This window comes from Hyphobacterium indicum, from assembly GCF_003129605.1.
Classification (GTDB): Bacteria; Pseudomonadota; Alphaproteobacteria; order Caulobacterales; family Maricaulaceae; genus Hyphobacterium; species Hyphobacterium indicum.
On the sequence record NZ_QBDX01000001.1, the window covers coordinates 727,718 to 741,282 of the forward strand.

Consider the following 13,565-nt stretch of genomic DNA (forward strand, 5'->3'; position numbering starts at 1 on the left):
TCGATTCGGATTAGCGTTTATCACCGGGGCGTCATGGATCAAGACAGCGCGCTGGAATGGACAGGAAAAGGGCGGGTACAGGCAGCCATGTCAGGCGACAGTCTTCATCTTCGCGTTGATGCGCTCACCTCGCAATCGAAGCGGTTCAAGACGCTGATTGGTGAGTTTTTCCGCACCGAATTCAAGCGCGTGCGCCCGAAATACGGCCCTTATGAGGTCGAGATCCGCATTGAGCGCACGGAAAACAGCCCGGTCCATGACGTCGATAATGTCGCCAAGGCGGTTTTGGATGCGCTCACCGGATGTGTCTTTCACGATGACAGCCAGGTTGAAAAACTGATGGTCGAGAAAGTCCTTTCCGACCGCGCCCGTGTCCGGGTGAAGGCGCGTCCGCTCAACCGCGAAGCGGCCTGATGCTCAATTTTCTCTATCTGCCTTTCCTCGCCAGATTCAAAGAGCTGGCCGTGTTTTTCCTGCGTGTATTGACCGGCGTGTTTCTGATTCATGGCGTATGGGACAATGTCGTAAGCCGCGAGCGCATGGCCGAGTTCGAAGCCTTCATGTCCCAGTTCGGCTTCCCCATGGTTGAAATCATGGCGCCACTTTCGGTCTACACCCAGTTGATTGGCGGTCTGGGCCTTGTCTTCGGCCTGTTCACGCGCTGGGCGGGCATTCTGGTCACGACGAATTTCATCGTGGCGATGGTGATGGTGCATCTCAACGATGACTTGCGCACCATGTGGCCGGCCATCGTTTTGGTCGCGATCGGGGGCTATTTTGCCACCGCCGGTGGCGGCCGCCTGTCTATCGACCGGATGTTGACGCTGCGCGGCAGTTAACGCCGCCCATCGGCCAGCTTTGCGGCTTCCGGCCTTTGCCGCAGCTTCCACATGGCCCACACGCCAAACATGGGGCCGATCGCCAGCGGAATGAAAGCATAGGTCCAGCCAGCAAAATCGATCCAGAGCGGCAAGAGCTGGATCACAATCGCCGTCAGGGCAAATCCCATCGCCGTTTGCAAGGAGAGCAGTGTGCCGGCCCGGTCACGTGGGGCCAGTTCAGCGATCGAGGCGGAGAACTGGGCACTGTCGGCGATCACGCTCATTCCCCAGATCAGCAGCACCGGCAACAACAGCCAGACAGGCGCACCGAACAGAAATCCGCAGATGAGGGCACAACTGCTGCTCACGGCCATCGCCGCCATGGTGACCGTCGTCCGGCCGTGCCGGTCGGCGCTCCATCCCCCCAGCAGACAGCCGGCGGCCCCGATGCCGACAACAGCAAAGGCGGCGAGATTGGCGGAAAATCCATCGGAGAAATAGGCGTGCAGGAAGACCGGCACCCAGGCCCACATGGCATAGAGCTCCCACATATGACCAAGATAGCCGAGATTGGCGTAGCGCAGCGCCGGGTTACGAAAAGCAAGCAGAACGGCCGAAGGATCAAATCGCGCGCCGGTCATGAATGCAGGTCCCTGCCGGCAGAACAGGATCAGCCCCGCCGAACCGGCGGCGGCCACGGCGCTGAACAGGAAGGGCGCCTGCCATTGGGTGGCATTAATGAAAAGATTGAAGGCATAAGGCGTGGCAGAGCCCAGCGCAGAGGCGCCGACAAGTGACCCGACCAGAAGCCCGGCATCGCCTTTCGCCCAGCTGGCCGCCAGCTTCATGCCGACCGGATAGACAAGCGCGAGGGAGGCACCTGCGAGTGCGCGGCAGGCAATCATCGTGGCGCTTCCGGGCTCGGTTACCAGTGCGAGCAGGTTGGCGATGGCGGCGAGGGCCGCGCCGGCTGCAAAGACATGCCGGGCGTCGAAGCGGTCGGGCAGGCTGAGGATTGCACTTGCCAGGGCTCCGGCAACAAAACCGATCTGAACGGAACTTGTCAGCGCCGCCTGGGCAAAACGGCCGATGTCGGACACGGCCAGCATGGCGGGCAGGGCGGCTGTTCCGGCAAACCAGACGGCAAGCGCCAGCACCTGGGCCAGCGTGATTATGGCAATCGATATGGTCTTAGAGGCCACGCTCTTTCCGGATTCGCTTCACTTCCTCATGCGATTTGTGAAAGCAGGTCGCGCTGGACTTGGTGAGGAGCTTGCCGTCTGCATCCCATAACCAGCCCTCGGTAAAGAAGAATTGCTTGCCCTTCTTGATCACCTGCCCGCGGCAGCGCAGCTTTCCCGGCCAGACCGGAGAGATGAAGCTGGTCTTCATCTCCAGCGTCGGGACCACTCCGTCAAACCCGGCCACAGTCACCGCCGCCAGGGACATCGTGTCGTCCAGCATTGCCGTGACCATGCCGCCCTGGACCGCTCCGGTCGGGCTGCACACGCGCAAATCCGGCTCCCACTGGGCGTCGAACCACATGTCTTCGGCGTTCAGATCAAGGAATTTGAAGCCCAGAAGTTTCGAGTATTCCAGCTGGTTCGGCGACTCGGTGAAGAAGCGCCTGATCGTCGCCTCGTCCCAAGGCGGCCTGGGATATTTCATTTCTTCCGGAAACTGTCGAGGCTGACGACCTCCGCGCCATCACCCGCCTTCGCCTGAGCGCCGGCCTTGCCGGGCGCTGCAGCTTTTTTCGGCTTTGCCTTTTTCTTCGGGGCCGGTTGCAGCTTGGCGGGCTCCTCGGCCGCACCATTATTGCTGGCCGTGGCACTCGCCTGCATGACCGGCTCAAACTGCAGGTGGAAACCGACCGACGGATCATGGAAGCGGTTGACTGCCGAATACGGCACTTTGAGATATTTCGGGATGCCGCCGAATTTCAGCGTGACTTCGAAATAATCCTCTTCCGGATGCAGATCCCAGAACTGGTGTTCCAGAACGATCGTCATTTCCTCCGGATAGCGCTCGCGCAGGCTTTCATCGATATCAACGCCCGCACCTTCGGTCTTGAAACTGATATAGAAGTGGTGGGCCCCCGGCAGACCCTCTGGCCCGGCCGCGCGAATCAATGCTTCGCGGATGACGCCTCTTAAGGCTTCCTGCGCCATCAGATCGTAGCGCATAAGATCAGTCGCCACGATGAACTCCCCCTTGAACCGCTGATCGAAGGGTAGCCAAGCCGGACAGTCCGTCAACGAAGACTCTGATGCCGCACTGCTATTTTCTGCGAATGCGCTAGTTTGAGCCACACCATGAAAAGGGGTTGATCATCCATGACCGGCGAAACCGCCTTCATACCGCCGATGCCGCCACGCCAGAGCCGCCCCCTGGGACTCCTGAAAACCGCGCAGGTCCTGCGCAATTCGCCGGTGGAAATCCTGCCCCGCGAAGCTTTCCAGTTCACACGGATTTCCGCGCCATTTCTGGGCCGGACCGTCCACACCCTGTCCGGTCCGGAGGAGATGAAGGCGGTCTTGCAGGACGATCCAGAGGCCTGGCGCAAATCGCCGCTGATCCAGCGCATGCTCCGTCCCATTCTCGGCGATGCGATCCTGACCGCTCATGGAGACTGGTGGAAGACACAGCGCAAGATCATGCAGCCCGGCTTTGTGCGCCAGCGCATCCTTGATCTCGTGCCGGCCATGTCGGAGGTCGCCGCGGCTGCGGCGGAGACGCTGGCCGGTCAGCCGGACGGCAGCGATATCACCCCGGCCCTCAATCGCGCCGCTCTCAGCGTCATTGAACGGGCCCTGTTCACCGAGGCCAATGATTTCGATCGCGGCCAGATCCGCGAGGCCATCGAGCTGGTCTTTTCCGAGACCGGACGCACCCGCTTCACCGATCTTCTGCCTCTACCGGAAAAGACACCCCGCATTCTCGGTCCGAAAGCGCGAGGCGCGCGGAAAACCCTGCGCAATGCGGTCACGGCTGAAATCGCGGCGCGGCGAAGCGCAGCCGCCCCGCGCCAGGACATTCTTCAGCTCATGCTCGATGCGCAGGCCGATACGGGCGAGGCCGCCCTGACCGATATCGACATCCGCGACAATGTCCTCAGCCTGGTGATTGCTGGCCATGAAACCACCGCCATCGCCATTGGCTGGGCGCTCTACATTCTTGCCTGCCGGCCGGACTGGCAGGAAAAGGTCAGGGCAGAAGCCGCCAGCGTGTCCGGCGGGGCCTTCACGGCGGATGACGTGTCCCGCCTCGTTTTCACACGGCAGATCGTCGACGAGACACTGCGCCTTTACCCGCCGGCGCCGCTGGTCGGACGCCAGGCCATTCGCGATACGCAGATCTGCGAGCGGTCGGTGAAAAAGGGGGATGTGGCGATCATCGCTTTCTACGCGCTGCACCGGCACCACCGCTATTGGGACAATCCCGATGCATTCGATCCCGAACGCTTCAGCCGCGAGAACCGGCCCACAGACCCGTGGCTGTTCAAGCCTTTCGGCGGCGGGCCGCGCGCCTGTGTCGGCTCGGTGTTTGCCCTGACCGAGGCGGTGATCATCCTCGCCACGCTGGTGCGGGATCTGGACGTCAGCCTGCCGGACGGCTTTGTGCCGCGCCCGGTGATGACGGTCACATTGCGTCCGGAAGACGGGCTGCCGCTGGGGGTGAAAAGGAGATAAGTGGGGGCTTCTGTTGCCAGGCGCCCCCGGACCCCGCCTGAGCTTGCTATGGGCTCAGGACTTTAAAGCGAGATACTCGCACCGCATTACGCGGCGAGAGCGACCTCTTCAGCATAGTTGTCGTTTGCAACTACTAAGATGGGCATTTAACGGTACCCAAGCGAACGAAAGTTACGTCTTTAGCTGCCTGTCGATCCTGATCAGCCCCATGAAAACCGGCACGTTAGCGAAGCGCCGGGAGAAATTGGTGGAGCTGCCGGGAATCGCACCCGGGTCCAGTTCAGTTATTACACGCACCATTTATCGTCATAGCTGGCGAACCAGCAAACCCAATATAGGCATGATTGACGTGAATTTGAAGTGAAGACCGCCGTGAGGCGCTAGATTGCCGTGAAAAGGATCAGGCCAAGGGCGACAAAAACGGCCGCTGTGACATATCCGAGAAGCAAGGGAAGGAGCCGCAAGGCCCCTCCGAGCCAGCTCGACCCATAAAATCCACGATCAAATGCCAGGATCATGCCCGCCATAAGCAGGACCGTCGTAACGGCCAGCCCGATGCCGGCCCAGAGAGGAAGAGGCAGGTAGATCGCGGAAATGATGATCGCCGCAAAGGGCAATAACAGCGCCGCATGGAAATAGAGCGCATGGACAGCATGCTCTATCAGCCGGCGTCGCGGATGAAGAATCGCGCTCAACAGGGCGAAGACGAAGACCATCAGGATCATGGCCTGGCTGGCCGCGGCGGCTGCCCTTTCTTCCACCACATCGGGATTGTTCATGGCGAAGGCGACCAGATCCCGCACAGGGGCTGATATCCCGTTTTCAGAAGCGTCCTGCAGGATATCTTCTTGCGCATCCGCCCCCAGAATGACCGGCGCGCCGTCCCTTGGCGGCTGGAACAGCGTGATAATCAGACCGGCCTCGCCGGCTTCATCGGCGGTGATATTGACCGCGACGATGCGGATGCCGGAGATCGCCATCGCAGCAAAGAACACAAGGCTGACAATCAGATAGAGCCGTATGGGCGGGGTGTAGCTGCGCCGCCGGCCGTCCACGAATTCCCGTGCCACCTGTCCGGGCCGCGAGAACAGCTGCCGGAATGTACTGAGCAGACGGCCATCCCAGGTAAAAACGCCATCCAGCGCCTCGGTGAACAGGCCGATGATCGGCCGCTTCAGTTCGGCGCGCGATTGCCCGCATCGCGGACAATACTCATCCGTCAGAGGCGCGCTGCAATTGGCGCAGGTCTCTGCCGGAAGCGATGCGTTGGAATCAGCCCCTGTCATGTCGGCGGGCAGGATAGCCCGCCCGCCGCTTCATGACGAGTAAAAGCCCTACATCGGGCCGGTCATGCAAAAGACATTCAGTTTGTTTCCATCGGGGTCCCGGAAATACCCTGCGTAGAAATTGTCCGACCGCGCACCGGCCGGGCCTTCATCCTGTGCGCCCAGCTCCATCGCCAGATTGTAGATCTCGTCAACCTTTTCCGGGCTGTCGACCATGAGCGCCGCCATGACGCCATTGCCGACCGTGGCCGGCTTGCCGTCAAACGGCTTGGTCAGGCCGATGCCGGCCCCACCGCCCGGCTTGCCCCAGGCGATAAAAGTGTCGAACTCCATCATCCGGCCAACGCCGAGCGCGCCGCAGATCTTGTCATAGAATGCCGCCGCTTTCGGCAGGTCATTGGTTCCCAGTGTGACATATCCAAGCATTTCAATGTTCCCTCTATGTTCTGATCAGGTCAATCTATCGGAAACCCGGCTGCGTGCAAGCGAAATTCGATGACGCCTCTATGTCAGACGGCACGCTGTCTCTTCTGGAAGCGGGAGACGATTTCAACGAGTGCGACGGGAACAGCGTGACCGGCCAGACCGACCGTCCACCAGATCGTCGCCCACTTCATCACAAAAGCGCCGACTGACAGATTGATCGCGATGAACACGACCATGCCCATCAGATATCCGATGAGATGAATCAGGAAAGACAGGCGTAAACCGGACGCCACTTCCGCATTGCGCTGTTGTACAATTTCGTCGGCCTCTGTTTCGGGATCGATGCACAGCGCAATCGCTTCGACATTGAAGGCCGCGGCGATGGCCATGATGGTGTCGCGCGAGGCTTGCTCGCCATTCTCGATGCGCTGCACCGTCCGGATGCCGACACCGGCCAGCTCGGCCAGATGTTCCTGCGACCAGTGACGCTCTTCGCGCCAGCGTTTGATTTTTGCTGAGTCCGTTTTGAAAGCCATGATTTGCTCCTCGGGTTAGGTTTAAGTCAGACCGGACCGAAAAGCCAAAAACCGGCTTGCTGCGCTACGTCAGCCATGCGTCAGCCACACGCCACGGGGCCGCCATTGACCCGCCAGACCGGTATTCCGGGCGCCGGCCGGTGCAGGAAGATGTGGAAAGAACGGTGATTCAGGGTGCGATCGATTATCCCGAATCGCTAGAGTATTTCATTGGAAGGAGCGCACCCATGGCCAATGCAGAACGTCTGGACCAGTTTCATCCCGGCCGCTCCGGCGGTTCGGAGGTCGAGAATGCCTATCTCGATCTGCTGGAGGATATTCTGCGCAATGGCGAGCGCCAGGACGACCGTACGGGCGTCGGCACGCTGTCGGTTTTTGGCCGCCAGCTGCGTTGCGATCTGTCGAAAGGCTTTCCGCTCCTGACCACCAAGACCGTGCATTTCAAATCCATCGCCATCGAGCTGTTCTGGTTTCTGCGCGGCGATACCAATATCCGCTGGCTGCAGGACCGCGGCGTGAAAATCTGGGATGAATGGGCCGACGAGAACGGCGATCTCGGCCCGGTCTATGGCAAGCAATGGCGCCGCTGGGCCGGGCCGGACGGCACCGAGATCGACCAGCTGACCAATATCATCGAGCAGATCCGGACCAATCCGGCGTCACGCCGCCTGATTGTTTCCGGCTGGAATCCGGCGGACGTGCCCAATATGGCGCTGCCGCCCTGTCACACGCTCTACCAGTTCAATGTCTCGAACGGAAAACTCTCCTGCCAGCTCTATCAGCGCTCGGCCGATATGTTCCTGGGTGTGCCGTTCAACATCGCCTCCTATGCGCTGCTGACCCATCTGGTGGCGCAGGTCTGTGATCTGGAAGTGGGCGATTACATCCACACCTTTGGCGATGCGCATATCTATACGAACCACATGGACCAGGTGAGGGAACAACTCTCGCGCACGCCGCGTGCCCTGCCGAAACTGGCGGTCAATCCGGACAAGAAGGACCTCTTCGCCTTCGAATACGAAGACGTCGCGATTGAGGGTTATGACCCGCATCCACGTATCTCCGCGCCGGTGGCGGTGTGAGCGGTGCCACCGAAACGCCGCCTGCCGGGCCGGCGCTCAGCGACCGGGAATTGGACCGGCTCTGGGAGTTGGCCCTGCATGAAGAGCGTGTGCTCAATGAGCGCTCCGGCTATTTCCTGATTGCGCACGCCATGCTGCTCGTATTTGCTGTTACGGCGATCGAGTATCTCCATATTTTTGCGGTCATGGCCTGCATCCTGATCGGCGCGATCATGTCCGTTCTGTGGCTAGTGGTGAACGCGCGGCAATTGCAGGAAATGCGCACAGCGGCAGGGATTGTTCGCGACAAGCTGCCCGGCTATGTCGCCTATCGAAACGCCATTCCGTCCAAGGGAATCCGGAAATTCGGCCCCGGTGCCTTTGCTTACGGCATTCCGCTCGCCGTGGCGGGCATCTGGCTGATGTTTGCCCTGGAGCGCATCTGGGGGCTGGTTTGGCCCGCGTAAGTTTCGTTGTCGCGGCCGCGAAGAATGGCGTCATCGGTGCCGATGGCGATCTGCCCTGGCGGCTGAAAACCGATCTGCAGCTGTTTAAGAAACACACGCTGGGCAAGCCGGTCATCATGGGCCGCAAGACTTGGGAAAGCCTGCCCTTCAGGCCCTTGCCGAAACGCCTCAATATTGTTGTCACGCGTGACCCCGGCTATACTGCCGAAGGTGCCTTCGTGGCCGGTGATCCCGGCGCGGCCCTCGCCGAAGCCCGCAAACAGGCGCAGCTGGATGGTGCCAGCGAGGTCTGTATCATCGGAGGCGCGCAGATATATGCGGCAACCCGCCAGCTGGCCGACCGCATCTATCTGACCGAGGTGGAGGCCGCGCCGGAGGGTGATGCCCGGCTGGCGCCGTTCGATCCGGCCCGCTGGCGGGAAGTTTACCGCGAAGCCTTCCCGGCGGGCGAAAATGACGATCACGCCTTCACCTTCCGGATTCTCGAGCGGCGGTAAGGGGGACGCGCAGCACACCCGTTCCGCTTGAAACGCAAGGCAAAGGCGTCCACATACACGCGCAAGACTGACCTTTAACGGAGGAATGCTCCTAAATGCCCTGGAATGATAATGCAGGTGGAGGCGGCGGTGGCCCTTGGGGCTCCGGCGGCAATGGCGACAGGAACCGGAACAATCCCTGGGGACAGAATGGCGGCGGCGGTGGTGGCCGTAGCGGTCAGGAACCCCCGGATCTCGATGAACTCGTCGGCAAGCTCCAGAACGGATTGCGCGGCCTTTTCGGCGGCAGCGGCGGATCTGGCGGCTCCGGCGGAGGAAAGTCGGGCGGCAAGGGCAGCGGCATATTCGGGGCCATCCTGATTGCCGCGGCGATCGGTTTTGGTGTGATCATCTGGCCGGGCCAGTCCGTCTATCAGGTGCAACCCTCGGAAGTCGGCGTGGTCATGCGCTTCGGCGAATATGTGCGCACCGCACCGCCGGGCCTGAATCTGAAACTGCCCTGGCCGATTGAAACGGTCGAGCGGCCCAATGTCACCGAAACCCGCACGATTTCCATCGGTAATAACAATATCGCCGAAAGCCAGATGCTGACGCGCGACGAGAATATCGTCGACATCGCTTTCGAGGTGCAGTGGCGCGTCGATACCGCGAATATCGACAATTTCGTTTTCAATGTCCGCGACCCCGAAGCGGCTGTCCGTGCCGTCGCCGAGAGTGCGATGCGGGAAGTTGCGGGAACCTCGGATCTGGTCCCGATCATCACAACGGCCCGCGCAGAAGTGTCCCAACGCACGCGGCAGGTGATGCAGGAGACGCTGGATGAGTATGAAGCGGGCATTCAGGTGCTGCAGGTCAACCTCGAGCGCGCCCAGGCCCCGCAATCGGTGATCGACGCCTTCCGGGATGTCGATTCTGCGGCGCAGGATGCCGAACGGGTGAGGCTGAACGCCACCGCGCATGCCAACCGGGTCATTCCGGAAGCCCGCGGTACAGCGGCCCAGACCATCCAGGCGGCGACCGCCTATCGCGACTCGGTGATTGCCGAAGCGCAGGGTGATGCCGACCGCTTTGTGGCGATCTACGAGGAATATGCTGCGGCACCGGATGTCACACGCCGGCGCATGTATCTGGAAACCATGGAACGGGTGCTCGGTAATTCCGAGCTGATCATCCTGGACGAGCAAGGCGGAGCGGTCCCGTATCTGCCGCTTGACCAGCTTGGCCGCAACCGTACGCAGGGAGGTCAGTAATGGGCCGTCTAATATCCACACTGATCATCGTGATCGCGATCGGCGGCGCGATTGTGCTGTCCCAGAGCGTGTTTGTCGTCAATGAGCGTCAGAGCGCCCTGATCCTGCAATTCGGCAACCCCGTCGGCGTGGTCAATGAAATGGGGGCCGACAATGCCGGCCTGCATTTCAAGATGCCGTTCGTCACCCAGGTGATTTATTTCGACAAGCGCAATATCGAATTCGACATGCAGCCGGAAGAAATCCAGGCGGCCGATCAGGAACGGCTCGTCGTTGATGCCTTCCTGCGTTACCGGATTTCTGATCCCTTGCGCTTCTACCAGACCGTTCGGGATGAGCTTGGTGTCCGTGGCCGCTTGCGGTCGATCATGAATGACAGCCTGCGCGGCGTGATCGCGTCTATCCCGTCGGAGGATGTGATTTCTGGACAGCGCTCCGAATTGATGGAGCGGGTGCAATCGGCTGTGGAAGCCCAGGTGCGGACCCAGGATCTGGGCATCGATGTCATTGATGTACGTATCCTCCGGGCCGATTTGCCGGCGACGATTGCCGAACGCGTCTTCCAGCGTATGCGCTCGGAGCGGGAGCAGGAAGCTGCCGGCATTCGTGCACGTGGGGAGCAGGTGGCGCAGGAAATCCGTGCCGAAGCTGATCGTGATGCCCGCATCATCGAGGCCGAAGCCCGCGCCGATGCCCAGCGTCTCCGGGGTGAGGGTGATGCGCAACGGAATTCGATTTACGCGCAAGCGTATAATCGTGATCCGGAATTCTTTGCCTTCTACCGCTCCATGCTGGCCTATGAAGAAGCCATCCAGAGCGGCACGCCGATCATTGTTCCGCCGGACTCGGAATTCTTCGAGTATTTCAGCGCGGAGAATGGGGACAATTAGAGCGCGGTCATGCTGATCTACATCCTTCTGGGTGTGGGGCTGGCGCTGGCGGTGGAAGGCTTTGTCTATGCCGCCGCTCCGGATGCGATGAAACGCATGATGGCCGAAGTCCTGAACAGCCCGGCCGGTGCCTTGCGCATCGCCGGGCTGCTTGCTTTGGCGGTGGGCGTGGCCCTGGTCGCCCTGGCACGCCATCTAGGTGCCACATGACGTCCTGCACATAATCCTGACGAATTCGTCAGTCACCTTGCCCCGTGCCGCACTTCGCGGCATGACTGTGCCGCAACTGACCCTTCAGGAGACCTGTATGCGTTACCTCGCCGTGTTTTTGTCGCTCATCCTTCTGGCCGGCGCGGCGCTGGCGCAGAGCTTTCCGTCTGAAGGCTTTGCGGACCTGAACGACCGTCTTGCACCGGCCGTGGTCAATATTTCCTCCGCCCAGCGTCTGGGCGACAGCGAGGGCAATCTGCCGGACTTCCCGGAAGGCTCGCCGCTCGAGCGATTCAATGAATTCTTCGGGGATGCGCCACGCATCGCCAATTCATTGGGATCCGGCTTCATTATCGATCCCAGCGGCACCGTTGTGACCAACAATCATGTCATCGAGAACGGGGATGAAATCGAGGTCACGCTGGCGGACGGGCGGACCCTGCCGACCACCCTGATTGGCCGCGATCCGGTGACCGATCTCGCCGTACTGCAGATCCAGTCGGCGAACGAGAATTTTCCATATGTTGCCTTTGGCGATTCCGATACCGCCCGGGTCGGCGACTGGGTCATCGCCATCGGCAATCCTTTCGGGCTCGGCGGCTCTCTGACAGCCGGCGTGGTGTCGGCGCGCGGCCGCGATGTCGGTGGGCGGTATGACGATTACATACAGTCTGATGTGGCCATCAATACGGGCAATTCCGGCGGCCCGCTATTCAATCTCGACGGTGATGTCATCGGCGTGAACACGCTGATCTATTCGCCGACCGGGGCCAGTGTCGGTATCAGCTTTTCCATTCCGTCCGCTATTGTCGAGCGTGTCGTCGGGCAGTTGATCGAATTTGGCGAAACCCGCCGCGGCTGGCTGGGTCTCAGCGTTCAGAATGTCGATTCCGACCTGGCCGAGAGTCTCGGTCTCGCTTCACCGCGCGGCGCGCTGGTCAGCCGCATCGTCCCGGATGGACCGGCAGCAGATGCCGGACTGCGGGAGGGCGATCTCGTGCTTCGCTATGACTCGTTTGATGTCGCCGATGACCGCATGTTCTCCCGGCTTGTGGCGGAAACAGAGGTCGGGCGTCAGGTCCGCATGCAGATCCAGCGGCGCGGCCAGCCTCTGACCGTTATCGCGACCGTGAGGCAATTGACCGAGGAACGCCCCGAAGACCGGACGGTCCGCCCGGCACCCACCGTGGAATCCGGTGAAACCGTGATGTTCGGGCTGACCATGGCCGAGCTGGACACGGCTTCGCGCCGGCGCTTCAGGGTGCATCCCGATGCCGAGGGGGTTCTGATCGTGGCGGTTGATCCGCTCAGTGATGCGGCCGCCAAGGCGCGCCCGGGCGATGTCATTACCGAAATTGCCTATACGCCGGTCGAGACGCTGGCCGAGGCTGTCAGCGTGCTCAGCGGGTTCGAGGACGGGGAGGTGGCATTGTTCCAGCTCAACCGCGGCGGCCAGTTCGTTTTCCAGTCCATCCGCCGGTGAACACAGACGCGCCACCCGTCATATTGCTGGCCGGACCGACTGCCTCCGGAAAGACCGCGCTGGCGGTGCGGCTGGCCCGCGCCCTGGACGGTGAGATCATCAATGCGGATTCCATGCAGATCTATGCCGATCTGGACATCCTGTCGGCCCGTCCCGGCACGGAAGAGCAGGGCGGTATTCCGCACCATCTGTTCGGAACGGTCGATGCGGCAGAACGGGCCTCGACCGGATGGTGGGCAGCGGCGGCCATGGATCGGATCGCAGCCATTCGCAGCCGGGGCCGTCGGCCCATTATCGTGGGCGGCACCGGTCTGTATTTCAATGCGCTGGTCAAGGGCCTCGCCGCCATGCCGGAGATATCTGACCATACGCGCCAGTCCGCTGACGACATAGAGGCTCAGGGCGCAGACGCCTTGCGCGAACAGGCGCTGGCCTTCGATCCGGAGGCGGCCGGGCGGATCAAGCCGGCCGATCTGCAAAGGCTCCGCCGTGTGGTCGAGATCGGCCTCGAAACCGGTCAGCCGATATCGGCTTTCCAGGCAAATACAGTGCCCTTGCTGCCCGCAGGCGGCTGGACCGGGCTTGTCATCGAACCGGACCGGCAATGGCTCTATCAGCATATCGAGGCCCGCTTTGACGCAATGATGGAACGGGGGGCTCTGGACGAGGTTCGCCGCCTTGCGGCGCGCGGGCTGGACCGCACCCTGCCCGCCATGAAGGCGCTCGGCGTGCCACCCCTGATCTCCTTGCTAGCAGGCAAAACGGACGAGCCGGCGGCCATTGCCCAAGCCAAGCAGGACACACGGCGCTATGCCAAACGGCAAATGACCTGGTTCCGCAACCAGATGCCGCAATGGCACCGGCTTGCCGGCCCGCCTGCTCCGATATCTGACGAAGACGTGATTTCCCGTCTGCGCCCGTCCGGCGGATAATCCGGTCCGTGGAA

Annotated in this window: 17 protein-coding genes and 1 other RNA gene; 11 read left to right on the forward strand and 7 right to left on the reverse strand. The window is 61.4% G+C overall.

Features of this window, described 5'->3' with window-relative positions; genetic code table 11:
- The first annotated feature begins 33 nt into the window (after positions 1 to 33).
- Positions 34 to 414, forward strand: a complete 381-nt coding sequence (locus DBR16_RS03550; RefSeq protein ID WP_233347554.1) for a RusA family crossover junction endodeoxyribonuclease — start codon at positions 34 to 36, stop codon at positions 412 to 414.
- The gene (locus tag DBR16_RS03555) at positions 414 to 839 is read left to right on the forward strand and encodes a DoxX family protein (protein ID WP_109259837.1); all 426 of its coding nucleotides are present in this window, start codon (positions 414 to 416) and stop codon (positions 837 to 839) included. Before DBR16_RS03550 ends, DBR16_RS03555 begins: the two co-directional genes overlap by 1 nt.
- Here DBR16_RS03555 and DBR16_RS03560 read toward each other — a convergent pair.
- Genes DBR16_RS03560 through DBR16_RS03570 form a run of 3 tightly spaced genes read right to left on the reverse strand, consistent with a single transcriptional unit; the run spans position 836 to position 3,007 of the window.
- Positions 836 to 2,023 (reverse strand): MFS transporter, encoded by a 1,188-nt coding sequence (locus DBR16_RS03560; protein ID WP_233347555.1) that lies wholly within the window; start codon positions 2,021 to 2,023, stop codon positions 836 to 838. The genes DBR16_RS03555 and DBR16_RS03560 overlap by 4 nt on opposite strands.
- Entirely contained in the window at positions 2,013 to 2,489 is a 477-nt protein-coding gene (locus DBR16_RS03565) for a PaaI family thioesterase (protein ID WP_109259838.1), read from the reverse strand. Before DBR16_RS03565 ends, DBR16_RS03560 begins: the two co-directional genes overlap by 11 nt.
- Complete coding sequence (locus tag DBR16_RS03570; protein ID WP_109259839.1) at positions 2,486 to 3,007, reverse strand: SspB family protein; 522 nt, start codon at positions 3,005 to 3,007, stop codon at positions 2,486 to 2,488. The genes DBR16_RS03565 and DBR16_RS03570 overlap by 4 nt, the downstream gene beginning before the upstream one ends.
- Before the next feature lie 150 nt (positions 3,008 to 3,157).
- Between DBR16_RS03570 and DBR16_RS03575 the strand changes: the two genes are divergently transcribed.
- A complete protein-coding gene (locus tag DBR16_RS03575; protein WP_161539397.1) occupies positions 3,158 to 4,513 on the forward strand; it encodes a cytochrome P450 in 1,356 nt (451 codons plus the stop codon).
- Here DBR16_RS03575 and ssrA read toward each other — a convergent pair.
- The 4 genes from ssrA to DBR16_RS03595 form a co-directional block, all read right to left on the reverse strand.
- Positions 4,513 to 4,877, reverse strand: a transfer-messenger RNA (tmRNA) gene (ssrA, locus tag DBR16_RS03580). The two genes, DBR16_RS03575 and ssrA, sit on opposite strands and share 1 nt — an antisense overlap.
- 16 nt (positions 4,878 to 4,893) lie before the next feature.
- The gene (locus DBR16_RS03585) at positions 4,894 to 5,799 is read right to left on the reverse strand and encodes a DUF3667 domain-containing protein (RefSeq protein WP_109259840.1); all 906 of its coding nucleotides are present in this window, start codon (positions 5,797 to 5,799) and stop codon (positions 4,894 to 4,896) included.
- A gap of 48 nt (positions 5,800 to 5,847) precedes the next feature.
- A complete protein-coding gene (locus tag DBR16_RS03590; protein WP_109259841.1) occupies positions 5,848 to 6,225 on the reverse strand; it encodes a VOC family protein in 378 nt (125 codons plus the stop codon).
- Between the two features lie 83 nt (positions 6,226 to 6,308).
- The gene (locus DBR16_RS03595; protein WP_109259842.1) at positions 6,309 to 6,761 is read right to left on the reverse strand and encodes a helix-turn-helix domain-containing protein; all 453 of its coding nucleotides are present in this window, start codon (positions 6,759 to 6,761) and stop codon (positions 6,309 to 6,311) included.
- A gap of 227 nt (positions 6,762 to 6,988) precedes the next feature.
- On the opposite strand from DBR16_RS03595, the gene DBR16_RS03600 reads away from it, so the two are divergent.
- The 8 genes from DBR16_RS03600 (at position 6,989) to miaA (ending at position 13,551) form a co-directional block, all read left to right on the forward strand.
- Complete coding sequence (locus tag DBR16_RS03600) at positions 6,989 to 7,843, forward strand: thymidylate synthase (RefSeq protein WP_109260041.1); 855 nt, start codon at positions 6,989 to 6,991, stop codon at positions 7,841 to 7,843.
- Positions 7,840 to 8,289, forward strand: a complete 450-nt coding sequence (locus DBR16_RS13835) for a hypothetical protein (protein ID WP_125184490.1) — start codon at positions 7,840 to 7,842, stop codon at positions 8,287 to 8,289. Before DBR16_RS03600 ends, DBR16_RS13835 begins: the two co-directional genes overlap by 4 nt.
- Complete coding sequence (locus tag DBR16_RS03605; protein WP_233347557.1) at positions 8,277 to 8,786, forward strand: dihydrofolate reductase; 510 nt, start codon at positions 8,277 to 8,279, stop codon at positions 8,784 to 8,786. Before DBR16_RS13835 ends, DBR16_RS03605 begins: the two co-directional genes overlap by 13 nt.
- Positions 8,787 to 8,881: 95 nt before the next feature.
- A complete protein-coding gene (gene hflK / locus DBR16_RS03610) occupies positions 8,882 to 10,036 on the forward strand; it encodes an FtsH protease activity modulator HflK (RefSeq protein WP_109259843.1) in 1,155 nt (384 codons plus the stop codon).
- Positions 10,036 to 10,926 carry a protease modulator HflC gene (gene hflC, locus DBR16_RS03615; RefSeq protein ID WP_109259844.1) on the forward strand — a complete coding sequence of 297 codons (891 nt, stop codon included), beginning with the start codon at positions 10,036 to 10,038 and terminating at the stop codon, positions 10,924 to 10,926. Before hflK ends, hflC begins: the two co-directional genes overlap by 1 nt.
- Positions 10,927 to 10,935: 9 nt before the next feature.
- The gene (locus tag DBR16_RS03620; protein WP_109259845.1) at positions 10,936 to 11,136 is read left to right on the forward strand and encodes a DUF2065 domain-containing protein; all 201 of its coding nucleotides are present in this window, start codon (positions 10,936 to 10,938) and stop codon (positions 11,134 to 11,136) included.
- A gap of 97 nt (positions 11,137 to 11,233) precedes the next feature.
- Complete coding sequence (locus DBR16_RS03625) at positions 11,234 to 12,619, forward strand: Do family serine endopeptidase (protein ID WP_109259846.1); 1,386 nt, start codon at positions 11,234 to 11,236, stop codon at positions 12,617 to 12,619.
- Positions 12,616 to 13,551 (forward strand): tRNA (adenosine(37)-N6)-dimethylallyltransferase MiaA, encoded by a 936-nt coding sequence (gene miaA / locus DBR16_RS03630; RefSeq protein ID WP_109259847.1) that lies wholly within the window; start codon positions 12,616 to 12,618, stop codon positions 13,549 to 13,551. The genes DBR16_RS03625 and miaA overlap by 4 nt, the downstream gene beginning before the upstream one ends.
- The last annotated feature ends 14 nt before the right edge of the window (positions 13,552 to 13,565 follow it).

Coding starts and splice junctions, on each gene's coding strand:
- DBR16_RS03550 (WP_233347554.1), top strand. CDS start 34: ATGGATCAAGACAGCGCGCTGGAATGGACAGGAAAAGGGCGGGTACAG.
- DBR16_RS03555 (WP_109259837.1), top strand. CDS start 414: ATGCTCAATTTTCTCTATCTGCCTTTCCTCGCCAGATTCAAAGAGCTG.
- DBR16_RS03565 (WP_109259838.1), bottom strand. CDS start 2,489: ATGAAATATCCCAGGCCGCCTTGGGACGAGGCGACGATCAGGCGCTTC.
- DBR16_RS03570 (WP_109259839.1), bottom strand. CDS start 3,007: ATGCGCTACGATCTGATGGCGCAGGAAGCCTTAAGAGGCGTCATCCGC.
- DBR16_RS03575 (WP_161539397.1), top strand. CDS start 3,158: ATGACCGGCGAAACCGCCTTCATACCGCCGATGCCGCCACGCCAGAGC.
- DBR16_RS03585 (WP_109259840.1), bottom strand. CDS start 5,799: ATGACAGGGGCTGATTCCAACGCATCGCTTCCGGCAGAGACCTGCGCC.
- DBR16_RS03590 (WP_109259841.1), bottom strand. CDS start 6,225: ATGCTTGGATATGTCACACTGGGAACCAATGACCTGCCGAAAGCGGCG.
- DBR16_RS03595 (WP_109259842.1), bottom strand. CDS start 6,761: ATGGCTTTCAAAACGGACTCAGCAAAAATCAAACGCTGGCGCGAAGAG.
- DBR16_RS03600 (WP_109260041.1), top strand. CDS start 6,989: ATGGCCAATGCAGAACGTCTGGACCAGTTTCATCCCGGCCGCTCCGGC.
- hflK (WP_109259843.1), top strand. CDS start 8,882: ATGCCCTGGAATGATAATGCAGGTGGAGGCGGCGGTGGCCCTTGGGGC.
- hflC (WP_109259844.1), top strand. CDS start 10,036: ATGGGCCGTCTAATATCCACACTGATCATCGTGATCGCGATCGGCGGC.
- DBR16_RS03620 (WP_109259845.1), top strand. CDS start 10,936: ATGCTGATCTACATCCTTCTGGGTGTGGGGCTGGCGCTGGCGGTGGAA.
- DBR16_RS03625 (WP_109259846.1), top strand. CDS start 11,234: ATGCGTTACCTCGCCGTGTTTTTGTCGCTCATCCTTCTGGCCGGCGCG.